The organism is Pseudolabrys sp. Root1462, assembly GCF_001426945.1.
GTDB lineage: Bacteria > Pseudomonadota > Alphaproteobacteria > Rhizobiales > Xanthobacteraceae > Pseudolabrys.
Genome location: NZ_LMFS01000001.1, coordinates 339,592 through 363,130 on the forward strand (window position 1 = coordinate 339,592; position 23,539 = coordinate 363,130).

Here is a 23,539-nt window from a genome sequence, read left to right on the forward strand (position 1 = left end):
GTAGGCGCATGAACATGATGGCGACGAGCGCACCGAAGGCGGCGTTTCACATCGCGCCGCGGCTCGCCGCCATGGGTGTGTCCAAGATCTTGGCAATCACGGACAAGGCGGCCGCGCTCAAGCGAGCTGGCCGGCCAATGATCGTGCTCGGCGCTGGCGAGCCCGACTTCGAGACGCCGCAGCACATCAAGGACGCGGCGATGCGCGCCATCGCCGGCAACCAGACGCGCTACACCGTGCTCGACGGTTCGCCCGAATTGAAGGAAGCGGTGCGCCGCAAGTTTGAGCGCGAGAACGGCCTCGTTTACGCCCAAGACGAAATCACCTGCAGCGCCGGAGCGAAGCAGGTGCTGTTTAACGCCTTCATGGCGACCTTGGCCGACGGCGACGAAGTCGTGATCCCGGCGCCGTACTGGACCAGCTATAGCGATATCGTCGCCATTGCCGGCGGTGTGGCGGTGACCGTGCCGTGCGGTGCTGAATCCGGTTTCCGCTTGACGCCGGAACAGCTCGAGGCGGCGATCACGCCGAAGACGCGCTGGCTGCTGCTCAACTCGCCGTCCAACCCGACCGGCGCCGCCTATCGCCGCGAGGACCTCGCAGCTTTGGCCGACGTGCTGCGCCGCCATCCCGGTGTCTGGGTGATGTCGGACGACATGTATGAACACATCACCTATGACGATTTCGCATTCACGACCTTTGCCCAAGTCGCGCCGGACCTGAAGGACCGCACGCTGACTGTGAACGGGGTGTCCAAGGCCTACGCCATGACCGGCTGGCGGCTTGGATATGGCGGCGGGCCGGCGGCGCTGATCAAGGCGATGTCGATCGTGCAGAGCCAATCGACCTCGTGTCCGTCGTCGATCAGCCAGGCGGCGGCAATCGCCGCGCTCGACGGCCCGCAGGATATCGTCGCCGAGCGCCGGCTGGCGTTCCAGAAGCGGCGCGACCTCGTCGTGAATGGGCTCAACGCCATCCCCGGCATCCGCTGCATCCGGCCGCAGGGTGCGTTCTACGTGTTCGCGACGTGCGCGGGCAAAATCGGCACGGTGACGCCGGACGGCGGTCCGATCCAGACCGACGGCGATTTCTGCGACTATGTCATGGACGCCGATGTCGCCATGGTGCCGGGCTCCTGCTTCGGCCTCGCGCCTTATTTCCGCATTTCCTATGCGACCTCGGAGGCGGAACTGACCGAGGCGCTGCACCGCATCGCGGCGGCGTGCGCGAAGCTCAAGCGGCCCTAGGCGAGGCGGATGTCGCTCAGGCGCCGCGCGCCGAGCATGCCCATGGTCGCGCTGAGCTGCTGATGCAGCAGGTCCAGCACGCGACTGGCGCCCGGCGCGCCGCCAATGGCGACGCCGTATAGCGTGGCGCGGCCGATCATGACGCCTTTGGCGCCGAGAGCGATGAAGCGGGCAATATCGGCGCCACGGCGCACGCCGCTGTCGGCGAGAATCTCGATCTTGTCACCGACCGCGGCGACGATTGCCGGCAGCACATCGGTCGGGCCTGGGGCGCAATCGAGATTGCGGGCGCCGTGGTTCGACACCACGATGCCGTCGACGCCGTGGTCCAGCGCGGTTCGGGCATCCTCGACGGTGAGGATTCCTTTGAGGATCAGCTTGCCCTTCCAGCGGCGGCGCAGTAGCCGCACATCGTCCCAGGTGACGTCCGGCGCCAGATCGACCTCGGTGGACAGCGCTGTGCGGCCGAGCTTTGTACGGAATTCGTCCGGGTAATGCGCATAGGTTGGCACGCCGGAGGCAAGGATCGCGCGCAGCATGACGTCGAGCGTCCAGCGCGGATGCAGCACTAGGTCGATGCCGGCGCGTAGCGACGGCTTGAGCGGAATGCCGAAACCGTTGCGAATATTGTATTCCCGCACCGGGCCGACGGCGGTATCGACTGTGAGCACCAGCGCCTCGGCGCCGGCCTTTGCGGCGCGGTCGATCAGCGCCAGCGTGCGCTCGCGGCTCTTCCAGACGTAAAGCTGGAACCAGAGCCGCGCGCCGGACTCGTCGGCGATGCGTTCGATCGGTGTGATCGACTGCGTCGAAACGCAGAACGGGATGCCGGCCTGGGCCGCGGCCGTGGCGAGCGCGATCTCGCCGTCATGCCAGACCAGACCGGCGACTGCGGTCGGTGCGATAATCAATGGGCTCGGCTGCACGATGCCGAAAATCTCCGCTTCCGGCGATCGCTGGGTAATGTCGATCAGCACCGACGGCGCGAGCTTGATAGCGTCCAGCCCGGCGCGGTTGCCGGCGATCGCGACTTCGTCCTCGGTGCCGCGATCGATATATTCGAACAGGCCGAAGGGTAGTCGGCGTCTCGCGGCGCGGCGGGCATCCTCGACATTGAGGATGTGCCCAAATGCCGTCATAGCGGCAGGCTCGCGCCTTTGCCGGCGTCGCGGGCATGCTCGATGACGAGATGCGCCACAGCCAGATCGGCGATGGCAAAGCCGCGATAGCAGAACAGCGAGCGCGCCGTACCGGCCACAGGCTGGTCGACGCCGGCGATATGCACGAGATCGTTGCCAAAGCGCACCGTCGTCACAGGATCGCCGTTGATGTCATAAGGCGCTTTCGACTGCGCCAGGCTGTCCGTCACCAAAACGTCGAATGCGGGCAGGCTCTCCGGAATCCAGCTCCGCCCGGTATCGACGGCGCAGGCGAAGGCGGCCTTCTTCATGCGCCGCGCATCGAGGAAGGCCTTGAGCCCCGGCGCGCCGGGCACCATCGAAATGACGATGTCGCATTGCGCGAGAACGGCATCCGCATCACCAGTGACCGTGGCATCGAGGCCGCGCTGCGTGGCGGCCGCGGCAAGCGACTCGGCTGAACTGCGGCTGCGACTGAATGTGAACGCCTGCCTCAGCCCGGGATAGAGATCGAGAAAGGCAGCGAGGTGGGCATGAGCCTGCAGACCGGAGCCGATGAAGCCGATGCTCTTCGGGTTGGACGGCGCCATGCAGGACGCGGCGGCGGCCGACATCGCGGCGGTGCGCGTCAGCGTGACCTCGTTGCCGTCGAGTACCGCGATCGGCACGCCTGACTCGTAGTCACTGACGATGATCAGGCCGTTGATGCTGCGCGCAGTGCCGCCCGGCGGCACCGGCGCGATCGCCACCCACTTCAGCGTTGCGATGCCTTGCGTACTCGACGCCGCCGGCATCGCCTGAAAGCCATGGCCGGCACCGAGCATCAGCGCGCTCTTCGGCAGGCTCAGGTTCAAACCCGCGGCGTGGTCGCGAAACGCCTGCAGCACGATCCGCCGCGCATCACCCGGCGGAATGGCGAGGCTCTGCACATCGCGTTCGGACAGATAGAGGAGCGTTCCGCTCATCATGCGAACCGACGCGCGGAGAAGGGCGTTGCATCATAGCCGGGCTCGCGGCCGGCGATCAGGGCGGCGACCAGCTTGCCGCTGGCCGGCGCCTGGATCAGGCCGACATGTCCATGGCCGAAGGCGTGGAAGATATCCGGCGAACCGGAGGCCGCGCCGATGCAGGGCAGTCCGTCCGGAGTCGACGGTCGGTGGCCCATCCAGTAGTTGTCCGAACCGATACTCTTCTCGACCTGATCGGCCTTAGTGGCGAGGGCGGGAAATATGCGGCGCACATAATTGAGCAGAATCTTCGCGCGTCCCCAGTTCGGTGGCGCGTCGAGGGAGGCGAGCTCGACCTGGCCAGCGAGCCGCAAGCCTTGCGGCGTCCAGATCACGCCCATCTTGCCGTCGGACGGCATGAGGCCGGTCGGAATATCGAAGCCGGGATCGGGAATGACGACGTGATAGCCGCGCTCGGAGATCAACGGCACGTCGTCGCCGGCCTTGAGCGCGAGATCGCGCGAGCGCACACCGGCGGCGATCACGGCGCGGTCACAGGGCACGGGTTCGCCGTCAGTCAAGACCGCGGACAGACGGTTGCCGTTGAAGCTGAAGCCGGTCGCGCGCGCCTTTTTATGCGTCGCGCCGCGGCGCAGCGCCAACTGGAACAGCGCGCTGCAATAGGCGTTCGGATCGACGACCTGACCGCCGTCGTCGACCTGCATGCCGAGCGTATAGCTATCGTCAAGTTCGGGCACGCGCTGCCGCAGTTCGGCGGTTTCAACCTTTCGGAAACGGATGCCGAGGTTTTTGCGCAACTGCCACGCCTGGCTTTCCGCATCGATGTCGGCCTGTCCGGGATAGATGAACATCAGGCCGTTCTGGCGGATCAGTTTGGGATGTCCGGCTTCCTGCGCCAGCGCGGCATGGTCCTGCGCCGTGGTCCGGCTCAATTCGTAGCGCTGCGCGGCGCAGGCCTCGATCTGCTGCCAGGTGCGGCCGGCGAGCACGAAGCGGATGAGCCAGCCTGCGAGCGACGGCAGGTAGCGCCAGCGAATAATAAAGGGGCCGTTGGGGTCAAGCAGGAAGCCCGGGACCTGCTTCCAAAGACCGGGCGTCGACATCGGCAGCACGGAGCTTGGATTGAGCCAGGTGCCGTTGCCGTAGGAGGCCGCCTGCCGGCCGCCGGCTTCGTCCGGTTCTACGATGATGACGTCATGCCCATCGCGCTGCACTTCGAGGGCCGCGCAGAGCCCAACAATGCCGGCTCCGATAATGGCGATGGTCAGCTTGTTTTCGCTCGGCACGGTCACTGATTCTCAGCCACGGTTGTGGAAGTGGCTCAAGAATACACGAGTCGTCTCTTCTTTGGGATGGTCGATCACCTCCCGGGCCGGGCCTTCCTCGACGATGACGCCGTCGCGCATGAACAGGACGCGATCGGCGACCTCTCGGGCAAAGCCGATTTCGTGGGTGACAATGATCATTGTCATGCCATCGGCGGCGAGATCGCGAATGACGTTGAGCACTTCGCCGACCAGTTCGGGGTCGAGTGCCGAAGTCACCTCGTCGAAAAGCATCACCGCCGGCTCCATCGCCAAAGCACGGGCGATCGCCACGCGCTGCTTCTGGCCGCCGGACAGCTTGTTCGGATAGACATCGCCCTTGTCGCTGAGGCCAACCTTGTCGAGGAGCTTGCGGGCGACAGCTTCGGCCTTCGCCTTCGGCATTCGCTTCACCGATAGCGGGCCTTCCATCACATTCTGAACCACGGTCATATGCGGGAACAGGTTGAAGTGTTGGAACACCATGCCGGTGTTGGAGCGAAAGCGCGCCTGCTCGCGCGTGCTCGACAGCTTGGCATTGCCGTCGAAGGAGAAGGCATCGTCGCCGACCCGAATGCGGCCGCCTTCGGGAAGGACCAGCAGGTTGATGCACCGAAGCAGCGTCGATTTTCCAGAGCCCGATGGGCCGATAAGTGCCACGACGGAGCCCGCCTCAACCTTGAGATTGATGTCTCGCAGCACGGCGAGCGCGCCGAAGCTCTTGCGCAACGCGGAAATCTCGATTTTGCAGTTGTCCATCCGCGCCTCAGTTGCTTTGCGCCAGGCGCCGTTCGGCCATCTTGACGATAACCGTGAGCGGCAGCAGGACCACGAAATAAATGGCGGCGATGGCGGTATAGACTTCGAGGGCGCGATAGGTATCCATCGCCACGACCTGCCCTTGATACAGCAGGTCGGGCACCGCCAGCACCGACACCAGCGATGTGTTCTTGAACTGGATGATCGATTGGTTCATCAGCGGCGGGATCATCCGCTTGATGGCCTGCGGCAGCACGATGCGTCGCATCACCCGCGCCGGCGTCATGCCGAGCGCTAACCCCGCTTCGGTTTGCCCGGATTCGATCGAGACGATCCCGCCGCGAATAACTTCGGCATAGAACGAGCCGCCGTACAGCGACAGGGTGATGACAGAGGCCGACAGTGCGTCAATCTTGATGCCGGTCAGCATCGGCAGTGCGTAATAGAACCACAGCAGCAGCACCAGGAGCGGCGTCAGCCGGAACATCTCGATATAGGCCCACGACACCCAACGCAGCACCGGCGAGCGGGCGAGTTGCATCAGCCCCGCGACAAGGCCGATGAGCAGGCCCAGGATCACCACCGCGATTGTCAGGCCGATGGTCACACCGGTGCCGGCCAGAAACAGCCTGGAGTACTGCCAGATGACTTCGAAGTGCCAAGTATAACTTATCATTTATAAGCTCATTTGCGTGTCAGAAACGGCACGCCTCGCCGCGAAGGCGAGGCGAAGGCCCCCGACGAATGCCGGGAGCCTCCGCTGATCGTATCCTAGAACGTCACACCGGGCGGGATGTCGTCGAGTGACAGGCCGACATGCTCGAGACTGTTCGCCACCGCTGTCCGGATAATGCCGAGACCTTGCGAGTAGACGATCCAGGTGGTGAGGAAGTCCCGCCAGGTCTTGTCGGGCTCGCGCCGCACACCGGCGTTCGAGGTTGAGCCAAATAGTGGCTGCGGCACGACGACCTTGCCGAGCGCCGGATCCTTCTTCACCGCGCGGACGCCGCCCATCCAGAAGATGCACTGTGCGTCGACGCGCTGGCTGCGCAAGGCCAAGGTCGCTTCGTCGATCGACTTGAACTTGACGAGCTGCGCTTTAGGGCAGAGCCGGCTGGCGACCTGGTCGTGCGCCGAGCCGACGTCGACCGAAATCTTGACTTTGGGATCGTTGAGGTCGTTCCAGGTCTTCGGTTCGAAGCCGGGACGCGCGATGACGACCAGCGCGCTGTCGTAAACCTTGCCCGTGAAGTCGATCGCCATGGCCCGCTGCGGCGTCGGATTGAGACCGAACATGACATCGATCTTGTCCGATTGCAGATCCAGAATGGCATTGCCCCACGTGGTCTCGACCAGTTCGAGCTTCACGTCCATGTCGGTCGCGAGCGCCGACGAGATGTCATAGAACTGGCCGCCCCATTTGCCGGTAGCATTGTCGCGGTACCACCACGGCAGGCCGGCGGCGACGGCGCCGACACGGACTTTCTTGGCAGCGATCACGCGATCGAAGGTGTTCTGGGCGCCTTGCGCTTTCGCGGCGCCCGAAGCGAGTGTCAGAGCGGTGGCAGTGACGGCACCGGCGCCCAGCAAGCCTGCGAGATCTCGTCTTCCGATCATAAGCAACTCCCCTTGGTTGAATCGTATTGTCGTCAGATTTCATCCGGCATTCGTAGCGGCTTGATCGCCGATGGGCACCGATCCCGGCCGATGTTGTCTGGTGCCCTTGTCATGCTGCGCCTCCTTCAAGGAGGACGCCGGGATTCATGAGGCCTTTGGGGTCAAACATCTGTTTGACGCGGCCCATCAGTTCGTAGCGGAGCGGGTCGGCGAGGCGATGCAGCTCTTCGGTGAGCTTGCGGCCGACGCCATGCTCTGCGCTGAATGTTCCTGAATATTTCGCGGCGACGTCGTGGATGTCGCGTTCGATCTCGAGCGCGAAGGCTTCCGGGTCCTTCAGCGTCGCCCAGAACTCGTGCGAGAACATCAGGATATAGTGGACATTGCCGTCGCCGAGATGGCAGACGATTTCGACCACCGCCTGGGGATAGCGCGTCGCCGCGACCTTGTCGGCCTCGGCTATGAAGGCGGCCACGTCGGAGGTTCGGACCGCAACATCGAGAACGATGCCGATGCCTTCCTTTTTGTTGGCCTCGGATACCGAGTGCCGGACATGCCAGAAGTCGGCAGCCTGCTGTTCGGAGGCAGCGATTGCTGCGTCGAGCACGGCGCCGCGCTCGAGAAAACCGGTGAGCGTCGTTTCGAGAATGTCGCCCAGCGCCGTCGTCGAATCCTCGCTGCCGAGTTCGATCAGCACCGACCATCGCGGAATTTCAGGGAAAGGAAAGCGGACCCTGTCGATGTGCCGCTTCACCAGTTCGAACTGCGACGCGGAGACCAGCTCGAAAGCCTGGATGTAAGAACCGGCGCGGTCCTGAAACGCGGCGAGCAATTCGACTGCGGCGGCCGGGTTCGGCACCGAGACCCAGGCATGCGCGGCATTCGACATGCGCGGATAGAGCTTCAATGTCGCGGCGGTGATGACGCCGAGCGTACCTTCGGCGCCGACGAACAATTGCCGCATCATGTAGCCGGTGTTGTCCTTGCGCAGCCCGGTGAGGTCGGAGAGGACCCGGCCGTCGGCCAGCACAACTTCGAGGCCGGCAACAAGATCGCGCATCGGACCATAGCGCAAAACCCCGGTGCCGCCGGCGTTTGTCGAGATCAGACCGCCGATCTGCGCGCTGCCCTCACTGCCGAGATAGAGCGGGAACTGGCGATTGATCGTGGTCGCGGCTTCATGCAGTTCGTTGAGCACCACGCCGGCATCGACGGTGGCCAGCCCGGTGGCGCGGTCGATGGCGCGAATCCTGTTCATCCGGCGCGTCGAGATGACGATGCCGGGCTTGTTCGGCCGGTCGCTCTCGGGCACGGCGCCGAAGCAGAGTCCGGTGTTGCCACCGACCGGAAATATCGGCTGATTTTCTTCATTGCAAAGCGCGACGACGGCCGCGGCTTCTGCCGTGGTCGCCGGCGAGACCACCGCAATGGCCTTGCCGGTGCGACGCTGCCGCCAGTCCGACAGCCACGGCGCCATGTCGGCGGGATCGCTGATCAATCCCTTGTCTCCGACGATGCTGCGCAAGCGGTCGAGCAAGACGGCGTGTCCCAGTTAAGTGAGATTGATCGATTTGGCGTATTTGGCGGCCGATTGGAGCTTGGCCAGCGTTTCCGGCGCGGGGCCGAGCAGGGGCAGGCGCACGCCGCCGACCGGCATGCCGGCCATTTCCATGTAGGTCTTCAAGGGACCGGGGTTGGTCTCGGTGTAGATCGAGTCCACCACCGGATCGATGCGGTCCTGAACCTTGAGCGCTTCCTTGAGCTTGCCTTCTTTGGCGAGCGCGAAGATCTCAAGCCAGATCTTTGGATAGATCGTCGCCGAGGCGAGCACGCCTCCTTGGGCGCCGAGTGCGACGTGGGTCGCGAACAGTGGCTCTTCGCCGCTGAGGATGGCGATCTTGTCGCCGCAATATTTCACGGTACGGATGAAGTCCGGCATGTCATAGGATGAATACTTCATGCCGATGATCGAGCCGTCTTCCGACATCGCCTGGACCGTGTCGGCCATCGCGGCGACGGTGGTGCGGCGCGGGATTTGATAAAGCATCACCGGCAGATCGAGATTGTCGCGATACTTGCGGAAATAGGCGCGCATGCCTTCCTGGGTGCCGGGCGCGTAATAAGGCGTCACGGTCATGACGGCCGCGGCGCCGGCGGCAGCGAAATCGCGGCCGGCCTCCAGCGCGTCGGCGAAACCGGTCGACAAGACTCCGGGGATCACGGGCTTGCCGCCAGCCGCATCGACACAAGCGGCGACGATGTCGCGCCGTTCGCTGCGGGAGAAAGCGGGATACTCGCCAGTGCCGCCGATCGGGACGATGCCTGACGCGCCGGCGGCGAGCTGAAATTTGACCAGCGCCTGAAGGCCCTTGGTGTCGACCGCGCCATCCGCCGTCAGTGGCGTGACGATGGCGGTGAACAAGCCTTGGAGGTCGATCTTGGTGAGAGGCATTCCGGGAAATCCCTACACAGCGCCGACCGTTGATGCGCTCGCCAACTGACTTGAGGTCGTGACGGACGCTTTTTGGCGGCATTTTTCGTGCTTATAGCCTCATCGACTATTTTATAGCTGTCAACATCAAAATAGAAAAATTGTACTATCGGAAAAATACGAGTGATTATTATAAATGAAGCGGTGTGGCTACATATGCTACAGCTTCGCCGTGCCGCCGCCGTTCTGTGCCTAACAGGACGGGCAGGGAGATCAGGAATGCCGGAAATTTCGCTAGTCGATCAAGAGGATAGGCTGTCGCCCGGGGGGCGGCGCGGCGATGTCGGTGGCAATGACGATTCGAAAGCGCCGGTCGATATCGGCAACCGCTTACATAAGATCCGCAAGGCGCGGCGCCTGACTTTGCAGGATGCGAGCACGCTGACTGGCGTCTCGGCTTCAGCCTTCTCCAAGATCGAGCGCAATGAGCTGTCGCCGACGATCTCGACCATGCAGCGGATCGCCGAAGGCCTCGGCGTCGAACTGGTGACTCTGGTCGACGGCCAGAATGATGAGCCTGCCGGCTTCGGCGGCCGCCGCAGCATCACCCGCGCCGGCGCCGGTAGCGCGCACAACACGGGAACCTGTAACAACGTCCTGCTCTGCGCCGATCTTAAGAACAAGCGGGCGACGCCGATTCTGACGACCGTGACGGCACGCTCGACCGACGAATACGCCGCTTGGGCCAAGTCCGACGCGGAAATCTTCGTCACCGTGCTCGAAGGCACCTTGGTCGTTCACAGCCGCTTGTACGAACCACTCGAACTCAACAAGGGCGACAGCGTCTATTACGACGCAACCACCGAACACACTTGGACCTCGAAGGGTCCGAAGGATGCGGTGGTACTTTGGGTATTGGTCAATATCTGAGCGCCGTGTCTTACGGCTTCACTCAGCGGCCTTAGGGCGAAGACGGAATGCGAGCTGGCACGCCTGCGATGATGACGCCGTGGCTGGAGCCTGCGGAGTTTGGTGCGCTCGATTTGGATATCCTGAAGGAGCGATTGCCGGTAGGGCCTTGCGGCACATCGCTGCCTCTTGGCTTAAGCCAATGCCTTGCTCTTAAACGCTTGCTCGTTTGACGATGTGGAATCCCGTGTCGACGACTTTGCCTCTCGGCTTTTTGCCGGCGACACGCTTGATGATCATGTTCATCGATTCCTGCCCCATCTCGTAAGCGTGAGGTTGAAGCGTCGTTAGCCCCGGCGTGGTTTCCGAGGCGATTTCGTAATCGCCCCAGCCGGCAATGGCGAGACGGTCCGGCACTTTCCAGCCGCGTCGGCCGCATTCGAACAGGACGCCCGCGGCGACGATGTCGGTCGGGCAGAGCACAGCATCGAGCTTCGGATCGAGCTTGCAGAGTCCCTCAAGAGCTTTGGGACCGGCGCCGAAACCATCAGCTTCATCGACAAGATAGAGCAGGTCCGAACGCAGCCCTTTGGCGACAAGCCGCTCCTGAAACGCGGGCACGCGCTCCGTAAAACGATGCGAGACGGCGCCGGCGTAGCCGATGAAACCGATCCGCTCGCGGCCGGCGTCGAGCAGCAGATCGACCATCGCGCGCGTTGCCGCGACCGTGGAGTAACCGACGGCCAGATCGAAGGGATTGTCGTGGACCCACGATTCGACCACCGGTACGCCGGTTTTGCGCATTAGGTCGATGGCGACGTCTTCGTGCTGGTCGCCGACCAACGCAATGCCGGCGACGCGCAGGCCGAGGAAGGTCTGGATGGCGGCAGTCTCTTGTTCCAGCGTGTCTGCGAGCTTCAGCACCAGTTCGTAACCCTGCTCGCTCGCCGTGTCCTGCATCCCGCGTACATATTTGTAAAAGCTCGAGTTTTTGATCGAGGGAATGACCGCGCCAATGACCCGGCTCTGGCCCGAGGCGAGATTGCCCGCCGCGTGGTTGGGGATGTATCCGAGCTTTGCAGCGATCTCGCGCACCCGCTGCCGGGTCTCTTCCTGGACGCGGGCGGGGTAGCGAAATGTGTTGGACACCGTCATAGGCGAGACGCCGGCCGCGGCTGCGACCTTATGCATCGTCACTGGACCTGATTTTTCTCGTTGTTTCGACATTGCCGGTTCAACCTTTTCCGGAACGGAGGAGGCCGGAAAATCCTTGTCTTCAAGTGCCGCCGAATTCGCAATATCAGTCCCTTGACTCATACCGGGCGGTAATGGTCAGATAATTGTAGCGCTACAAATCCTGTTTGGGAACGGTTCTCTGTATGTCATCCCTCTCCGCTGCGAATTCTCGCGGGACGTCTGGTCCGACAGCGGAGGCACTGTCTCTCGAAGGCGTCCGCAAGACATTCGGGTCGACAATCGCGGTCCAGGATCTCGATCTCGAAGCCCAGGCCGGCGAATTGGTGGCGCTGCTGGGCCCGTCGGGCTGCGGCAAGACCACGACGTTGCGCATGGTCGCCGGCTTCGAGATGCCTGATGCCGGCTCGATCCGCATCGGCGAGACCGAAGTCACGCACCTGCCGTCGCACAAGCGAAATCTCGGCATGGTGTTTCAGAACTACAGCCTGTTTCCCCATCGTAATGTCGCGGAAAATATTGCATTCGGCTTGCGCATGGCGGGCGTGGGCCGCGCCGAGCGCGAGAACCGCGTTGCAGAGATGCTGGATCTTGTCCGGCTGCCCGGCCGCGGCGACATGTATCCCGCGCAATTGTCCGGCGGCCAGCAGCAGCGTGTCGCGCTGGCGCGGTCGCTCGTTGTCAATCCGAAGGTGCTGCTGCTCGACGAACCGCTTGGCGCGCTCGACAAGTCTTTGCGCGAAAGCATGCAGTTCGAAATCCGCGGGATGCAGCAAAGGCTTGGTATTACGACGCTGCTGGTGACGCACGATCAGGAAGAGGCGCTGTCGATGGCCGACAAGGTCGCGGTCATGAGCAACGGCCGTATCCTGCAGATCGGCCAGCCCAATGACATCTACGACCGCCCGACCAGCCGCTTCGTTGCTGAGTTTCTTGGTACCTCGAACATTTTCGAGGGCAAGGCGTCGGCGGATGGCAAGCAACTGATCTTGTCGGGCCGCGGCGGCGACATTGCGGTGCCGCTTGAAAGGCAGGTCCAGCCAAGCGGTTCGCTGATGCTGTCGGTGCGACCCGAGCGCATGCGGCTCGGGCCCGACCAGGGCAGCGGCGTGAACTTCGAAGCGCGCATCATCGGCGCAGTATTCCGCGGCAACTACGCCGCCTATCAACTCGACGTGCCGGCACTCGGCCGCGAACTGTTCGTCTATCGGCAGGCCGATGGCCCGCTCGGCGCGGTCTCGTTCCGCCTCGGTGATGTTCTGAAACTAGGCTGGGCGCCCGAAGACGCGGTCCCGGTCAGCCCATAAGCGAATTGAAAGTGGCGATGATGCAGAAGCATGGTTCGCGTATCGGGATCGACGTCGGTGGGACCTTCACCGATTTCGTTTTGGCCGACCCGCGCAACGACAGCCTTATCTATTACAAGGAGCCGTCGACGCCCGACGAGCCGTCTCGCGCCCTGATCGACGGTCTCAAGTCGTTGCTCGAAAAGGCCGGCATTTCGGCTGGCGAAGTCGCGACAATCATGCACGGCACGACGATTGGCCTGAACGCCATCATTCAGCGGCGCGGCGCGTCGATCGGCTTGGTCGTGACCAAGGGTTATCGCGATATCCTTGAAATTGCGCGCAGCCGCATGCCGTCGTCGTTCGATTTTCATGCCAGCAAGGAGCAGCCGCTCGTCGCGCGCTATCGCATCGTTGAGATCGATGCGCGGCTTTCGGCCTCGGGCAGTGTTACGCGCACGGCTGACGGAGCCGAGCTCGATCGCGTTGCGGACGAACTCAAGGCCCTCAATGTTGATGCCGTGGCCTTGATGCTGATCAACGGTTATACCAAGCCATCGGTTGAACTCGATCTCGCGGAACGGCTGGCGCGCAAGACCGGTCTTGCGGTGACGTCGGCGGCGGCGATCTGGCCGGAGATCCGCGAATACGAGCGTACGCTCGTCGCCTGTCTCAATGCCTACATCCAGCCGCTGATGCACGGCTATTTTGCTGGTCTGAAAAAGGGCCTCGAGCGTGACGGCGTCCATGCGCCAATTCTGATCACGGCGTCGAACGGCGGGTCGCTGAGCCTTGCCTCGGCGGCCGACCGCCCAGTCGAAACCATTCTGTCCGGTCCGGCATCCGGCGTGATGGCGGCGGCACGACTTGCGAGCGCGGCGGGCGTCACCTCGATTATCACCTTCGATATGGGCGGCACGTCGTCTGATATCGCTGTCGTCAATGACGGCGCCGCGGCGCTGGCCACACGCACTGACATCGGCGGCTTGCCGCTCGTGCTGCCGGTGATCGATGTGTCGGCAATCGGGGCCGGCGGCGGCTCGATCATCTGGGTGGACGATCACGGTGTGATGAAAGTCGGGCCGCGTAGCGCCGGCGCCGTGCCAGGCCCGGTGTCCTATGGTCGCGGCGGCACCGAACCGGCCGTAACCGACTGCTACCTGGCGCTTGGCTATATCGATCCCAACGGCTTCCTCGGCGGCCGCATGCCGCTCGACAAAGACGCCGCTGAAGCCGCGCTCGCCGAGATCGGCGCGCGCATCGGCCTCGACGGACAGGAGGCGGCGGCGCGCGCCGCCGAAGGCGCACTCGCGGTCACGACCGCAGGCATGGCGACTGAACTCTACAAGACGCTGGCCGCGCGCGGTCTCGATCCGGCGACCTTCGCGCTGCTGCCATTCGGTGGGGCGGGGCCGACGCATGCCAACCTGCTGGCAGAGGAGGTCGGCATTGGGCGTATCGTCATTCCGCCGGCAGCCGGCACGTTCTGCGCGCTAGGCGCCGCGGCCGCCGATCTGCGGCGCGACTTCGTGCGCAGCTTGCGCCGGCCGCTGACCGCCGAAAGTGCGCAGGTGCTTCAAGAGGTGTTCGCGGAGCTTGCCGCTGAAGGTAACGCCTGGCTCGATCGCGAAGGCGAACAGGCCGAGCGTCGCCGAATAGAGCGCGCCGTCGATATGCGTTACGCCGGGCAGGCCTATGAACTGCGGGTCGCGTTGAGCCAAGGGTGCAAGGCCGCGGCGGCTGTCGCCGAAGCCTTCCACGTTGAGCATGAGCGCATCTACGGTTTCCGTGATGCGGGCACCGAGATCGAGCTCGGCACCGCGCGTCTCGCCATGGTCGGCGAAACGGCGAAGCTGTCCCAGCAGACGATCGCGGCCTCGAGCGGCAAGCCGACGCCGAAGGGCGAGCGACGCCTGTTCCGCAAGGGTGTGTGGCTGACCGCTGCCGTCTATGAACGCGCGCGCCTCGGCGCAGGCGACACGATCAAGGGACCGGCAATCATCGAACAGGACGACACGACCACCATCGTGCTGCCGGGCTGGTCGGCGCGCACTGACGCTGCGAACAACCTGCATCTGGAAAGACATCAATCGTGAAGCTCGACTCGGTCACACTCGCCATTCTCGGCAACAAGCTGGCCGCGGTCAGCGAAGAAATGTGCCTGACGCTGCAGCGGACCGGCCGCACGCTTTACGTCAAGGAAACCGCGGACTTTGCCTGTGCGCTCGCCGGACTCGACGGCCGCTTCTTCGCCTATCCGCGTTCGATCGGCGTGTCGGGTTTTGTCGGCCTCGAGTGCCTGCCGACGATCGAAGCCGTCGGCTCTCTGGAGCCGGGCGACGTGATCCTCACCAACGATCCTTATCGCTCGGTCGGCCTCTCAACGCATCTGCCCGACCTGCACATGATTGAGCCGTATTTCCATGAGGGCAGGATCATCGCTTACGGCTGGTGCTTCGTACACTGCTCCGATGTCGGTGGCCGCGTGCCTTCGAGCATTTCGCCCGTCAACACCGAGATCTTCCAGGAAGGCCTGCGCATTCCGCCGGTGAAGCTGATGAAGCGTGGCGAGATGACGCCGGAGGTGCGTCTGTTTCTTGACGCCAACAGCCGTACGCCGGACGCCAATATGGGCGACATCCGCGCCATGCTCGCGGCCTTGACGGCGGGACGCCGCCGTCTCGAACAGACTATCAGCCAACATGGCGCCGAAGCCGTTGCTGCCTCGGCCAAGGATCTCATCGCCTATGCCGCACAGAAGGCGCACGCCGTGCTGAAGCGCGTACCGGAAGGCACCTACAGCTTTTCCGATTACCTCGATGACGATGCGGCGACGCGGTTGCCCGTGCGTGTGGCCCTGGCGGCGACATTCAAGGACGGCACGGTGCATCTCGATTTCACCGGTACCGATCCGCAGGTCGCGACAGCGATGAACATTCCCTCGCTCGGTCGTCCGCATGCCTGGTTGACGCTGCGCATCCTGGCGCTGGTGAACACGCTCGACCCGACGACTCCCCTCAACGCCGGCTTGCTCGATCCGGTGCGCATCACGGCGCCAGAGGGCAGCTTGGTCAATCCCCAGGAGCCGGCGGCGACCGGTGTACGCCATGCCGCGGCTATCCGCGTCAACGACGTACTCAACGGCGCACTCGGCAAGGCGCTGCCGGATGTTATGCCGGCGGCGTCATCCGGTACTGTCATTCCGGTGGTCATGGCCGAGCCGAACGGGCACGGCGGGCGGCGCGTGCAGGTCGTCGAGCCAATGATTGGCGGCACCGGCGCGCGCTTCGGTCGCGACGGCGTCGATGGCCGCGATAGCGGCATTTCCAATCTCGCCAACAATCCGGTCGAGACTGTCGAAGCCGAGATGGGGGTTGAGATCACGACCTACGCGCTGCGTCCGGACTCCGGCGGCGCCGGCCAATGGCGCGGCGGCTGCGGCATGGAATTGACGTTTCGCATCCTGACGGACGACACCAATGTGCTGGGCCGCGGCATGGAGCGGCTGCTGTTCCGGCCTTGGGGCGCCAATGGCGGCAAGCCGGGCGCGCTCGCCGAGCTGATCATCAACCGTGGCCAGCCGACGGAGCGCCGGCTTGGCAAGATCGATGTGCTCACGGTGAACGCCGGCGACACGGTCACCTTCCTCACGCCCGGCGCCGGCGGCTGGGGCGATCCGGCGCGCCGCGACGTTGAGGCAGTATTGCGTGATGTCACCAACGGGTTTGTCACGATGGCAGGCGCGGCGGCCAATTATGGCGTGGTGATCAAGGACGGCGCCATCGATGCGAAGGCCACCGAACAGCGGCGCACGGGACTTGCCCCGAGTAACGAAGCCAACAGCCAGGGCCCGGAGCGCGAGCGCTGGGACGCCGTGTTCGGCGCCTCGACAATGGACCGGATCAATCGTTCGCTGGTCGCCTTGCCCGGCGCGGTGCGCCAGCGCCGGCGCACGGAAATGTTCCAGTCGGTTCTCTCTTGTTTGCCGGATGACTTCCCGCGCAGCGGCGCGGGCGATGCGGCCATGCAAATGGCTAGAGACAGGCTGGCGGCCGCGGCCGACAGCTTTTGAGTAAGCCTTACAGATGATGTCGCGACGAACCCTCTTTCCAGTTCAAGGAGAAATCCGATGACGATTATGAAGAGACGAACCTTCCTGGGTGCCGGCGCTGCGCTGGGCGCCGGGCTGATGACCGGCACGCTGCCGCGCTTCGCCAGCGCCAAGGCTGGCAACGAGATCACGGTTACCGCCTTCGGCGGCGTCTGGGAAACGGCGGTGCGCCAGTGCTTCTGCGACCCGTTCGAAGCCAAGACCAAGGCGAAGGCGAACATCGCGCTCGGTGGCCCGCCGCAGTGGCTGGCGCAAGTGCAGGCTTCGCCGAACGATCCGCCGATCGACATGCTGATCATGACGCCGGACCTGGCGCTGATCGCGGCCAATGCCGGCTTGGTCGATGACTTCACGGTCGACAAGCTGCCGAACCTCGCCAAGATCCCGAAAGAGCTGACCGATTCGGTGAAGGGCAAGGGCACGCTGCTCGACTACGGCGTCGGCGGCATCACCTTCAACAAGAGCAAGGTCAAGAACCCGCCGAAGTCATTCGCCGAATTCGTCGATCGCGTCTCCAAGGGCGAGTTCGTGGCGTCGGTGCCGTCGATCGCCTACGCCGTGACGCCGATCATGCTGATCTGGGCGATGGCCAAGGCGCTGGGCGGCGGCGTCAACGACGTCGATCCGTTCTTTAAGGCCATGGCCAAGATGAAGAAGAACCTGGTGTTCTGGGGCGGGCCGAACGACTTCTTCAATCATCTGTCGTCAGGCGAGGCCGAACTCGGCATCTATTTCGACGGCCGCACCTGGAATCACTTCGACAGCGGCGCGACCTGGATCGACTTCATCAACCCGTCGGAGGGCGGCTCGCTCAACGGCGTCGCCATCCAGAAGCCGAAGAACGCCAATCCGCTGGCTTGGCCGTATCTCAACGAGATGCTGGACGCCAAGAACCAGGAGAAGTTCGCTGAGATCCTCAGCTACGGCGTGACCAACGTCGATGTGGTTTACAGCGAGAAACTGAAGCCGCGCATCACGCCGTGGCAGAAGACCGTGTTCCCGCCCTACGAAGAGATCGCCAAGGTGCGGAACGACTGGGTGGACCGCTGGAATCGCGAAATCGGCCGCTGAGGCCGACGCGGCCGCCCGGATCGACCGGGCGGCCGTACTTTAACGAGGCGAGTGGATGACGATCGAATTCACAGCTCCCAAAGCAAAACCGGCCGCGCTGCTCAGGCCCTGGGCGCTCGTCGTGCCAGCGGTCCTGTTTCTGCTGGTCTTCTTCGTCGTGCCACTGGTCGAGAACGGTTTGCGCAGCGTCGTCAACGATGCCGGCGGCTTCACGCTGTCGCGTTATGGGCAGTTGCTGACGGACAGCTTCTATTTGCGGGTCACGGCGGAAACGGTTCTGCTTTCGGCCGGCGTCACCCTGATCTCGATCGTGATCGGCTACCCGGTGGCGTATTTTCTGGTGCGGCGCTCCGGTCGCTGGGCGGGCCTCATTATCTTCCTGCTGATCGCGCCGCTGCTGACCTCGATCATCATGCGCACCTTCGGCTGGCAGGTGCTGTTCGCGCGTCGCGGTCTCGTCAATAACGTCTTGGTCGATCAGCTCGGTTTGATCGACGCGCCATTGCGCTTCTCCAATTCGCCGGAGATCGCTGTTGCCGCGCTGGTCCACGTGTTGGTGCCGTTCATGGTGTTGTCGATCGCGACCGTGCTGCAATCGATCGACCTGCGGCTGGAGGAATCGGCGAAGATCCTCGGCGCCGGGCGTTTTCGCACCTTCTGGGAAGTGACGCTGCCGCTGTCGCTCGACGGCGTCGGCACCGGCGCCATCCTCGTGTTCATGATCGCCAATGGCAGCTTCGTCACCCTGGTCTTGCTGGGCGGCGGCCTGCAGACCCTGCCCCTAATGATCTACCAGCAGTTCAACACCACGCGCGATTTCGGCATGGCCAGCGCCATGAGCACTATCCTGCTGGTCATCGCGGTCGTTTGTCTGTTCCTGCAACTGCGTCTCGTTCGTCGGCGAGGGAGCTGAGCCATGGCGAGTAGGGGTGTGGCGGGCAGGGGAATTGACTGGGTCAATGTCGTGCTCGGCGCGTTCGTTGTGCTGTTCTTCATCTTCATGCTGGCTCCGATCCTGGTCGTCGTCGTCGTGTCGTTCACGTCGGCCGGCTATGTCACGTTCCCGGTGCCGGGCTGGTCGCTGAAGTGGTTCGGGCACATTTTCGCCTATCAGCCGTTCGTCGACGCGCTCATCGTCAGCATCGAGGTGGCGATCGGCGCGACAGTGCTGTCCTGTCTGCTCGGCGTTCCGGCCTGCCTTTATCTTGCGCGGTCGCGGGCGGCATGGGCCAGCGCGGTCATGACCTTTCTGCTGTCGCCACTGTCGATGCCGATGATTGTCATCGGCTTTGCCTCGCTGTTCTTCCTATCGTGGCTCGGCATCGGCGTGTCGTTCAACGCGCTTCTGATCACCCACACCATCGTCTGCCTGCCTTACGTGATCCGCACCTCGGCCGGTGTCTATGCCGGCCTGCCGCCCGCCTATGAGGAGGCGGCCGCGATCCTCGGCGCCAACCCGCTGAAGGTGTTCTGGCACGTGACCCTGCCGCTGATCCGCCCGGGCATCATGGCGGGCTCCCTGTTTTCTTTCCTGACGTCGTTCGACAACCTGCCGATCAGCTATTTCTTCGGCAGCGCCCGCACCAACACGCTGCCGGTCGTGATGTTGAGCTACATGGAAAATCAGTTCGATCCGAGCATAGCCGCACTGAGCACGCTGCAGCTCGTCATGGCTGTGGCCGCGCTCATCGTCGTCGATCGCATCTACGGCATCGACAAGATGACGGTGGCGGCATGAGTTTGGCGCTGCCGCTCGATCACGTGGTGGTGCTGGTCCGTGACCTGTCGGCGGCCGGTGCCGCTTTCGAGGCCGCAGGATTTGCCGTCACACGGGAAACGCGGCACAGCGCCGAAATGGGCACCGCTAATCGCTGCATCATGCTCAATGGCAGCTATGTCGAGCTCATGGGTATCGTCGCCGAGACGCCGGCCAATACGACGTGGCGTGAACTGCTGGCCTCAGGCGCAGGCGTGCGCGGGATTGCCTTCCGCAGCGACGATGTCGACGCTGCGGCTGCGGCCTTGGCCGAGCAGGGCATCAAGGTTGGCCCTGTGCGCAATTTCTCGCGGACGACCGGCGATGGCGAACTCAAGTTCTCGGTGGTGCGTATCGATTCGGCTGAAACGCCGGGCATGCAGTGTCTGGTTTGCCAACACCATACGCCGGATCTGCTGTGGCGGCCGGATGCAATGCGCCACACCAACGGCGCGTCGCGGCTGACGACGGTGACGTTCCCGGAAGCGGGCAGCCTGTCGAAGCTTGTCGGCGATGCGGGGATTGCGATCTTTGCTGGAGCAGCGCGCCTGGCCTTCGCCGGGAAGGCGTCTGCCTATCACGACCTTGATGCCGTGTGCGGCATCGAAGTCGAGGTGGTCGCGTCATGAATTCGTGGCCGTCGGATGCACCGTCACCGCTGTGGATGGCGCTGTGCCGGGAAACGTTCAGCGCATCACCTTTGACCGAAGCCGTCGAGGCGGATGTTGCAGTTGTTGGTGGCGGCTATGCGGGCCTCGCGGCGGCGATCGAATTGCGCCGGCGCGGCCACAACGTCGTGCTGCTCGAGGCGGCGAAAGTCGGCTACGGCGCATCGGGCCGGGCCAACGGACAGGTCATTGGCGCTCTGACGCGTCATGGCCCGGCTGCGATCCGCAAGGTCTGGCCTGGCGAGCGCGGCGAGCGTTTCATCAATCTCGTCCGTGGCTCGGTCGATGTGCTCTATGAGCTTATCGACCGCTACGAGATCGATTGCGATGCGCGCCGCACCGGCTGGCTCCAGCCGGCGCATTCGCCCGGCCGCGCCCGGCGTGTCGCCGACCTTGCCGCGCAATGGGCTGAGGCCGGCGCACCAACAGCGGCTGTCGCAGCAACGGATATGCAGGCGCGGCTCGGCACCGGCGGTTATTACGGCGGCTGGGAACACCGTGGCAGCGGCCACATCAATCCCTACGCTTTCGCCGTCGGCCTTGCGCGCGGCGCGGCGAGTGAAGGTGTTCGGCTCTACGAGGGCAGCCCAGCGCTCGAACTGACGCGCGGCAGTAATGGCTGGGTGGTTACCACGCCCCGCGGAAAGGTAACGGCGGCAAAGGTCGCTCTGACAACGGCGGCCCACAGCGGCAATCTCTGGCCGGAGCTTCGTCGTTCAGTTGTCCCTGTGACATCTTATCAGGCTGCGACAGTACCGCTGGGCTATGCGGCCCACAAAATCCTCCCGAACGATGAAGCGGCGTCCGATACGCGCATGGACCTGCGCTATTTCCGCAAGGACCGCGAGGGCCGGCTGGTGTCAGGCGCTGCGCTGGCGCTTCAATGGGCGGCAGCACGCCGGCTCCCGGCCCTGGTCGAGCGGCGGCTACGCGCGGCGTTTCCGTTCTTGCCACCGAACTTGATGACGCAATTCTGGGGCGGCCGCATTGCGATGACGCTCGACCGCCTGCCGCATCTGCATCGCCGTCCCGACGGCCTGTGTGCCTGGATAGGCTGCAATGGGCGCGGCCTGGCGCTGGCCTGCGCCATGGCGCCGGTGCTGGCCGATGCGCTCGAAGGGGTGCCTGACAAACAGCTCGCGGTGCAGCCGACCGAGCCGGAGCCGATCCCTTTTCATTTCGTCGTGTCGCGTTTCGCGCGGCTCATTCTGCCCTGGTACCGCTTCAAAGACAGCCGGGAGGTCTGATGCCCAAGCCTCGGACGCCGCGCGGAGAGGAGAAGCAATGACATTTTCACTGTCCGCGCTCGATCGTGCGAGTGGCATGTTCGGAATCGCGGTTGCGAGCTCGAGCATAGCTGTCGGCAATCGCTGCGCGTGGGCGCGTGCCGGCGTCGGCACCATCGCGACGCAGCACCGCACCGATATCCGCAGCGGCCCGTTCGGACTCGATCTGCTGGCGCGAGGCCTCTCGGCGCGTGAGACAGTCAACGCCCTCATTGCAGCCAACGATCATCCCGGCTTGCGCCAGTTCGCCGCCGTGGATCGCGACGGGCGCACCGCATACTTCAACGGTCCGAATATCGAGTCCATCGCCACCGCCTATGAGGGCGATGCCTGCGTTTCGGTCGGCAATTTCCTGGCCCATCCGGACGTCACCGCCGCAATGGTCCGCGGCTACGAACGGTCCGGCGCCGGGCTCTTCGCCGAGCGTCTTCTTGATGCTCTCGATGCCGGTGTGGAAGCCGGCGGCGAAACCCAGCCGGCCATGGCTGCAGCGTTGCTGATCGTCGACCGGCATGCCTGGCCTCTGGTCGATCTGCGGGTCGATTTCGAGCCGAGCCCGGCGGCCAGGCTGCGCGGCTTATGGAGCGCATACAAGCCGATTGTCGACCGCTTCGTCGTCCAGGTGCTTCAACCGGCGGAACTGAAACCTTTGATCAACTCAGCCCTTCAGGTTTGATCATGATGCTGAACCCCGGCGTGGAAGACAGGCACTGGATCGATCGCGCTGTCGCGCTGATCGAGGCCGACCAAAGGCGCTCGGCCGACACGCATCTTTTGAAGCTCGAGCTCGGCTTCCGCGGCATCGACATCTATCTCAAGGATGAATCGACGCATCCGACAGGCAGCCTGAAGCATCGGCTGGCGCGGTCACTGTTTCTCTACGCGCTGTGCAACTCCAAGATCAGCGAGAACATGCCGGTGGTCGAGGCCTCGTCGGGGTCGACCGCCGTTTCGGAAGCGTATTTTGCGCGCATGATCGGCGTTCCTTTTTTCGCCGTGGTGCCGAAGGCGACATCCTGCGACAAGATAGCCGCTATCGAGCACTATGGCGGGCGCTGCCATTTTGTTGAGCAGGGCGTTTCAATCTATGACGAAGCCGCACGTCTCGCCGCCGAAATTGGCGGCCACTACATCGATCAGTTCACTTACGCAGAACGGGCGACCGACTGGCGCGGTAACAACAATATCGCCGAATCCATCTTCGAACAGCTCGCCGAAGAAGAGCATCCGATTCCGAGCTGGATCGTGATGAGCGCCGGCACCGGCGGTACGACAGCGACGATCGGCCGGTATCTTCGCTACAAGCGGCTGCCGACCCGGCTGCTCGGCGTCGATCCCGAATTTTCGGCGTTCTTCGACAGCTACAGGAACCACGATTCGTCGATCACCTGCGACCGCGCCTCACGAATCGAGGGAATCGGGCGGCCGCGCGTCGAGCCGTCGTTCATCCCGGAGGTGATCGACGAGATGGTTCGTGTACCCGACGATGCCGCCGTTGGCGCCATGCGGGCGCTATCGAATCACCTCGGCCGCCGCGTTGGTGCTTCGACCGGCTGCAACTTCTTCGCGTTGTGCTGGAAGGCGGCGCACATGATCCGCCGCGGGGAGCGCGGGTCGCTGGTGTCGTTGATTTGCGATTCCGGCGAGCGCTACACGCAAACCTACTACGCTCAACAATGGCTCGATGCCTGCGGTATCGATTGCCTCGCCGCCGGAACGCAGGTCGAAGACTTTCTGCGCGCTGGTTCGTTTGATTGCGACCTCGAGGTCGCCTGATCCGCAGACGACGGAAT

At 63.8% G+C, this 23,539-nt stretch carries 21 protein-coding genes; 12 read left to right on the forward strand and 9 right to left on the reverse strand.

Going from position 1 to position 23,539, the window contains the following annotated elements:
- Nucleotides 1-8 precede the first annotated feature (8 nt).
- A complete protein-coding gene (locus tag ASD45_RS01520) occupies nucleotides 9-1,247 on the forward strand; it encodes a pyridoxal phosphate-dependent aminotransferase (RefSeq protein ID WP_056909863.1) in 1,239 nt (412 codons plus the stop codon).
- Here ASD45_RS01520 and ASD45_RS01525 read toward each other — a convergent pair.
- From ASD45_RS01525 to dapA, 8 genes are all read right to left on the reverse strand, one after another.
- Nucleotides 1,244-2,386: an alpha-hydroxy acid oxidase gene (locus tag ASD45_RS01525; protein ID WP_056909864.1), complete on the reverse strand. Its 1,143-nt coding sequence runs from the start codon at nucleotides 2,384-2,386 to the stop codon at nucleotides 1,244-1,246. The genes ASD45_RS01520 and ASD45_RS01525 overlap by 4 nt on opposite strands.
- Nucleotides 2,383-3,351, reverse strand: coding sequence for an ornithine cyclodeaminase family protein (locus tag ASD45_RS01530; RefSeq protein ID WP_162249381.1), 969 nt, complete (start codon nucleotides 3,349-3,351; stop codon nucleotides 2,383-2,385). Before ASD45_RS01530 ends, ASD45_RS01525 begins: the two co-directional genes overlap by 4 nt.
- Nucleotides 3,351-4,646 carry an FAD-binding oxidoreductase gene (locus ASD45_RS01535; RefSeq protein ID WP_244485163.1) on the reverse strand — a complete coding sequence of 432 codons (1,296 nt, stop codon included), beginning with the start codon at nucleotides 4,644-4,646 and terminating at the stop codon, nucleotides 3,351-3,353. The genes ASD45_RS01530 and ASD45_RS01535 overlap by 1 nt, the downstream gene beginning before the upstream one ends.
- A gap of 6 nt (nucleotides 4,647-4,652) precedes the next feature.
- Entirely contained in the window at nucleotides 4,653-5,417 is a 765-nt protein-coding gene (locus tag ASD45_RS01540) for an amino acid ABC transporter ATP-binding protein (protein ID WP_056909866.1), read from the reverse strand.
- Nucleotides 5,418-5,424: 7 nt separating this feature from the next.
- Nucleotides 5,425-6,093, reverse strand: a complete 669-nt coding sequence (locus ASD45_RS01545; RefSeq protein ID WP_056909867.1) for an amino acid ABC transporter permease — start codon at nucleotides 6,091-6,093, stop codon at nucleotides 5,425-5,427.
- 95 nt (nucleotides 6,094-6,188) lie between these two features.
- Nucleotides 6,189-7,034, reverse strand: coding sequence for a transporter substrate-binding domain-containing protein (locus tag ASD45_RS01550; protein WP_056909868.1), 846 nt, complete (start codon nucleotides 7,032-7,034; stop codon nucleotides 6,189-6,191).
- A gap of 109 nt (nucleotides 7,035-7,143) precedes the next feature.
- Entirely contained in the window at nucleotides 7,144-8,571 is a 1,428-nt protein-coding gene (locus tag ASD45_RS01555) for an FAD-binding oxidoreductase (RefSeq protein WP_056909869.1), read from the reverse strand.
- A gap of 15 nt (nucleotides 8,572-8,586) precedes the next feature.
- Complete coding sequence (gene dapA / locus ASD45_RS01560; RefSeq protein WP_056909870.1) at nucleotides 8,587-9,486, reverse strand: 4-hydroxy-tetrahydrodipicolinate synthase; 900 nt, start codon at nucleotides 9,484-9,486, stop codon at nucleotides 8,587-8,589.
- Nucleotides 9,487-9,744: 258 nt separating this feature from the next.
- On the opposite strand from dapA, the gene ASD45_RS01565 reads away from it, so the two are divergent.
- A complete protein-coding gene (locus tag ASD45_RS01565) occupies nucleotides 9,745-10,395 on the forward strand; it encodes an XRE family transcriptional regulator (RefSeq protein ID WP_056909871.1) in 651 nt (216 codons plus the stop codon).
- 192 nt (nucleotides 10,396-10,587) lie between these two features.
- Here ASD45_RS01565 and ASD45_RS01570 read toward each other — a convergent pair whose 3' ends face one another.
- Nucleotides 10,588-11,565 (reverse strand): LacI family DNA-binding transcriptional regulator, encoded by a 978-nt coding sequence (locus ASD45_RS01570; RefSeq protein WP_056909872.1) that lies wholly within the window; start codon nucleotides 11,563-11,565, stop codon nucleotides 10,588-10,590.
- A gap of 188 nt (nucleotides 11,566-11,753) precedes the next feature.
- On the opposite strand from ASD45_RS01570, the gene ASD45_RS01575 reads away from it, so the two are divergent.
- Genes ASD45_RS01575 through ASD45_RS01620 form a run of 10 tightly spaced genes read left to right on the forward strand, consistent with a single transcriptional unit; the run spans nucleotide 11,754 to nucleotide 23,522 of the window.
- Nucleotides 11,754-12,875, forward strand: a complete 1,122-nt coding sequence (locus ASD45_RS01575; protein WP_056909873.1) for an ABC transporter ATP-binding protein — start codon at nucleotides 11,754-11,756, stop codon at nucleotides 12,873-12,875.
- Nucleotides 12,876-12,892: 17 nt separating this feature from the next.
- Nucleotides 12,893-14,950, forward strand: a complete 2,058-nt coding sequence (locus ASD45_RS01580; protein WP_244485164.1) for a hydantoinase/oxoprolinase family protein — start codon at nucleotides 12,893-12,895, stop codon at nucleotides 14,948-14,950.
- A complete protein-coding gene (locus ASD45_RS01585) occupies nucleotides 14,947-16,926 on the forward strand; it encodes a hydantoinase B/oxoprolinase family protein (RefSeq protein ID WP_056909874.1) in 1,980 nt (659 codons plus the stop codon). The genes ASD45_RS01580 and ASD45_RS01585 overlap by 4 nt, the downstream gene beginning before the upstream one ends.
- 57 nt (nucleotides 16,927-16,983) lie before the next feature.
- Complete coding sequence (locus ASD45_RS01590; protein ID WP_082540582.1) at nucleotides 16,984-18,036, forward strand: extracellular solute-binding protein; 1,053 nt, start codon at nucleotides 16,984-16,986, stop codon at nucleotides 18,034-18,036.
- 55 nt (nucleotides 18,037-18,091) lie between these two features.
- Nucleotides 18,092-18,949: an ABC transporter permease gene (locus ASD45_RS01595; protein ID WP_056909875.1), complete on the forward strand. Its 858-nt coding sequence runs from the start codon at nucleotides 18,092-18,094 to the stop codon at nucleotides 18,947-18,949.
- Between the two features lie 3 nt (nucleotides 18,950-18,952).
- Nucleotides 18,953-19,774 (forward strand): ABC transporter permease, encoded by an 822-nt coding sequence (locus ASD45_RS01600; RefSeq protein WP_056909876.1) that lies wholly within the window; start codon nucleotides 18,953-18,955, stop codon nucleotides 19,772-19,774.
- The gene (locus ASD45_RS01605; protein ID WP_056909877.1) at nucleotides 19,771-20,421 is read left to right on the forward strand and encodes a VOC family protein; all 651 of its coding nucleotides are present in this window, start codon (nucleotides 19,771-19,773) and stop codon (nucleotides 20,419-20,421) included. Before ASD45_RS01600 ends, ASD45_RS01605 begins: the two co-directional genes overlap by 4 nt.
- Nucleotides 20,418-21,707, forward strand: a complete 1,290-nt coding sequence (locus tag ASD45_RS01610) for an FAD-binding oxidoreductase (protein WP_056909878.1) — start codon at nucleotides 20,418-20,420, stop codon at nucleotides 21,705-21,707. The genes ASD45_RS01605 and ASD45_RS01610 overlap by 4 nt, the downstream gene beginning before the upstream one ends.
- 37 nt (nucleotides 21,708-21,744) lie before the next feature.
- On the forward strand, nucleotides 21,745-22,422 hold the full coding sequence (locus ASD45_RS01615; RefSeq protein WP_082540583.1) for a DUF1028 domain-containing protein: 678 nt from the start codon (nucleotides 21,745-21,747) through the stop codon (nucleotides 22,420-22,422).
- A 2-nt stretch (nucleotides 22,423-22,424) separates the two neighbouring features.
- Complete coding sequence (locus ASD45_RS01620) at nucleotides 22,425-23,522, forward strand: PLP-dependent cysteine synthase family protein (RefSeq protein ID WP_056909880.1); 1,098 nt, start codon at nucleotides 22,425-22,427, stop codon at nucleotides 23,520-23,522.
- Nucleotides 23,523-23,539 lie beyond the last annotated feature (17 nt).

Bases quoted from the DNA above. Each gene is read 5' to 3' on its own strand.
- ASD45_RS01520 (WP_056909863.1), top strand. From the start codon at position 9: ATGAACATGATGGCGACGAGCGCACCGAAGGCGGCGTTTCACATCGCG.
- ASD45_RS01525 (WP_056909864.1), bottom strand. From the start codon at position 2,386: ATGACGGCATTTGGGCACATCCTCAATGTCGAGGATGCCCGCCGCGCC.
- ASD45_RS01530 (WP_162249381.1), bottom strand. From the start codon at position 3,351: ATGAGCGGAACGCTCCTCTATCTGTCCGAACGCGATGTGCAGAGCCTC.
- ASD45_RS01540 (WP_056909866.1), bottom strand. From the start codon at position 5,417: ATGGACAACTGCAAAATCGAGATTTCCGCGTTGCGCAAGAGCTTCGGC.
- ASD45_RS01545 (WP_056909867.1), bottom strand. From the start codon at position 6,093: ATGATAAGTTATACTTGGCACTTCGAAGTCATCTGGCAGTACTCCAGG.
- ASD45_RS01550 (WP_056909868.1), bottom strand. From the start codon at position 7,034: ATGATCGGAAGACGAGATCTCGCAGGCTTGCTGGGCGCCGGTGCCGTC.
- dapA (WP_056909870.1), bottom strand. From the start codon at position 9,486: ATGCCTCTCACCAAGATCGACCTCCAAGGCTTGTTCACCGCCATCGTC.
- ASD45_RS01565 (WP_056909871.1), top strand. From the start codon at position 9,745: ATGCCGGAAATTTCGCTAGTCGATCAAGAGGATAGGCTGTCGCCCGGG.
- ASD45_RS01570 (WP_056909872.1), bottom strand. From the start codon at position 11,565: ATGCATAAGGTCGCAGCCGCGGCCGGCGTCTCGCCTATGACGGTGTCC.
- ASD45_RS01575 (WP_056909873.1), top strand. From the start codon at position 11,754: ATGTCATCCCTCTCCGCTGCGAATTCTCGCGGGACGTCTGGTCCGACA.
- ASD45_RS01580 (WP_244485164.1), top strand. From the start codon at position 12,893: ATGATGCAGAAGCATGGTTCGCGTATCGGGATCGACGTCGGTGGGACC.
- ASD45_RS01590 (WP_082540582.1), top strand. From the start codon at position 16,984: ATGACGATTATGAAGAGACGAACCTTCCTGGGTGCCGGCGCTGCGCTG.
- ASD45_RS01595 (WP_056909875.1), top strand. From the start codon at position 18,092: ATGACGATCGAATTCACAGCTCCCAAAGCAAAACCGGCCGCGCTGCTC.
- ASD45_RS01600 (WP_056909876.1), top strand. From the start codon at position 18,953: ATGGCGAGTAGGGGTGTGGCGGGCAGGGGAATTGACTGGGTCAATGTC.
- ASD45_RS01605 (WP_056909877.1), top strand. From the start codon at position 19,771: ATGAGTTTGGCGCTGCCGCTCGATCACGTGGTGGTGCTGGTCCGTGAC.
- ASD45_RS01610 (WP_056909878.1), top strand. From the start codon at position 20,418: ATGAATTCGTGGCCGTCGGATGCACCGTCACCGCTGTGGATGGCGCTG.
- ASD45_RS01615 (WP_082540583.1), top strand. From the start codon at position 21,745: ATGACATTTTCACTGTCCGCGCTCGATCGTGCGAGTGGCATGTTCGGA.
- ASD45_RS01620 (WP_056909880.1), top strand. From the start codon at position 22,425: ATGATGCTGAACCCCGGCGTGGAAGACAGGCACTGGATCGATCGCGCT.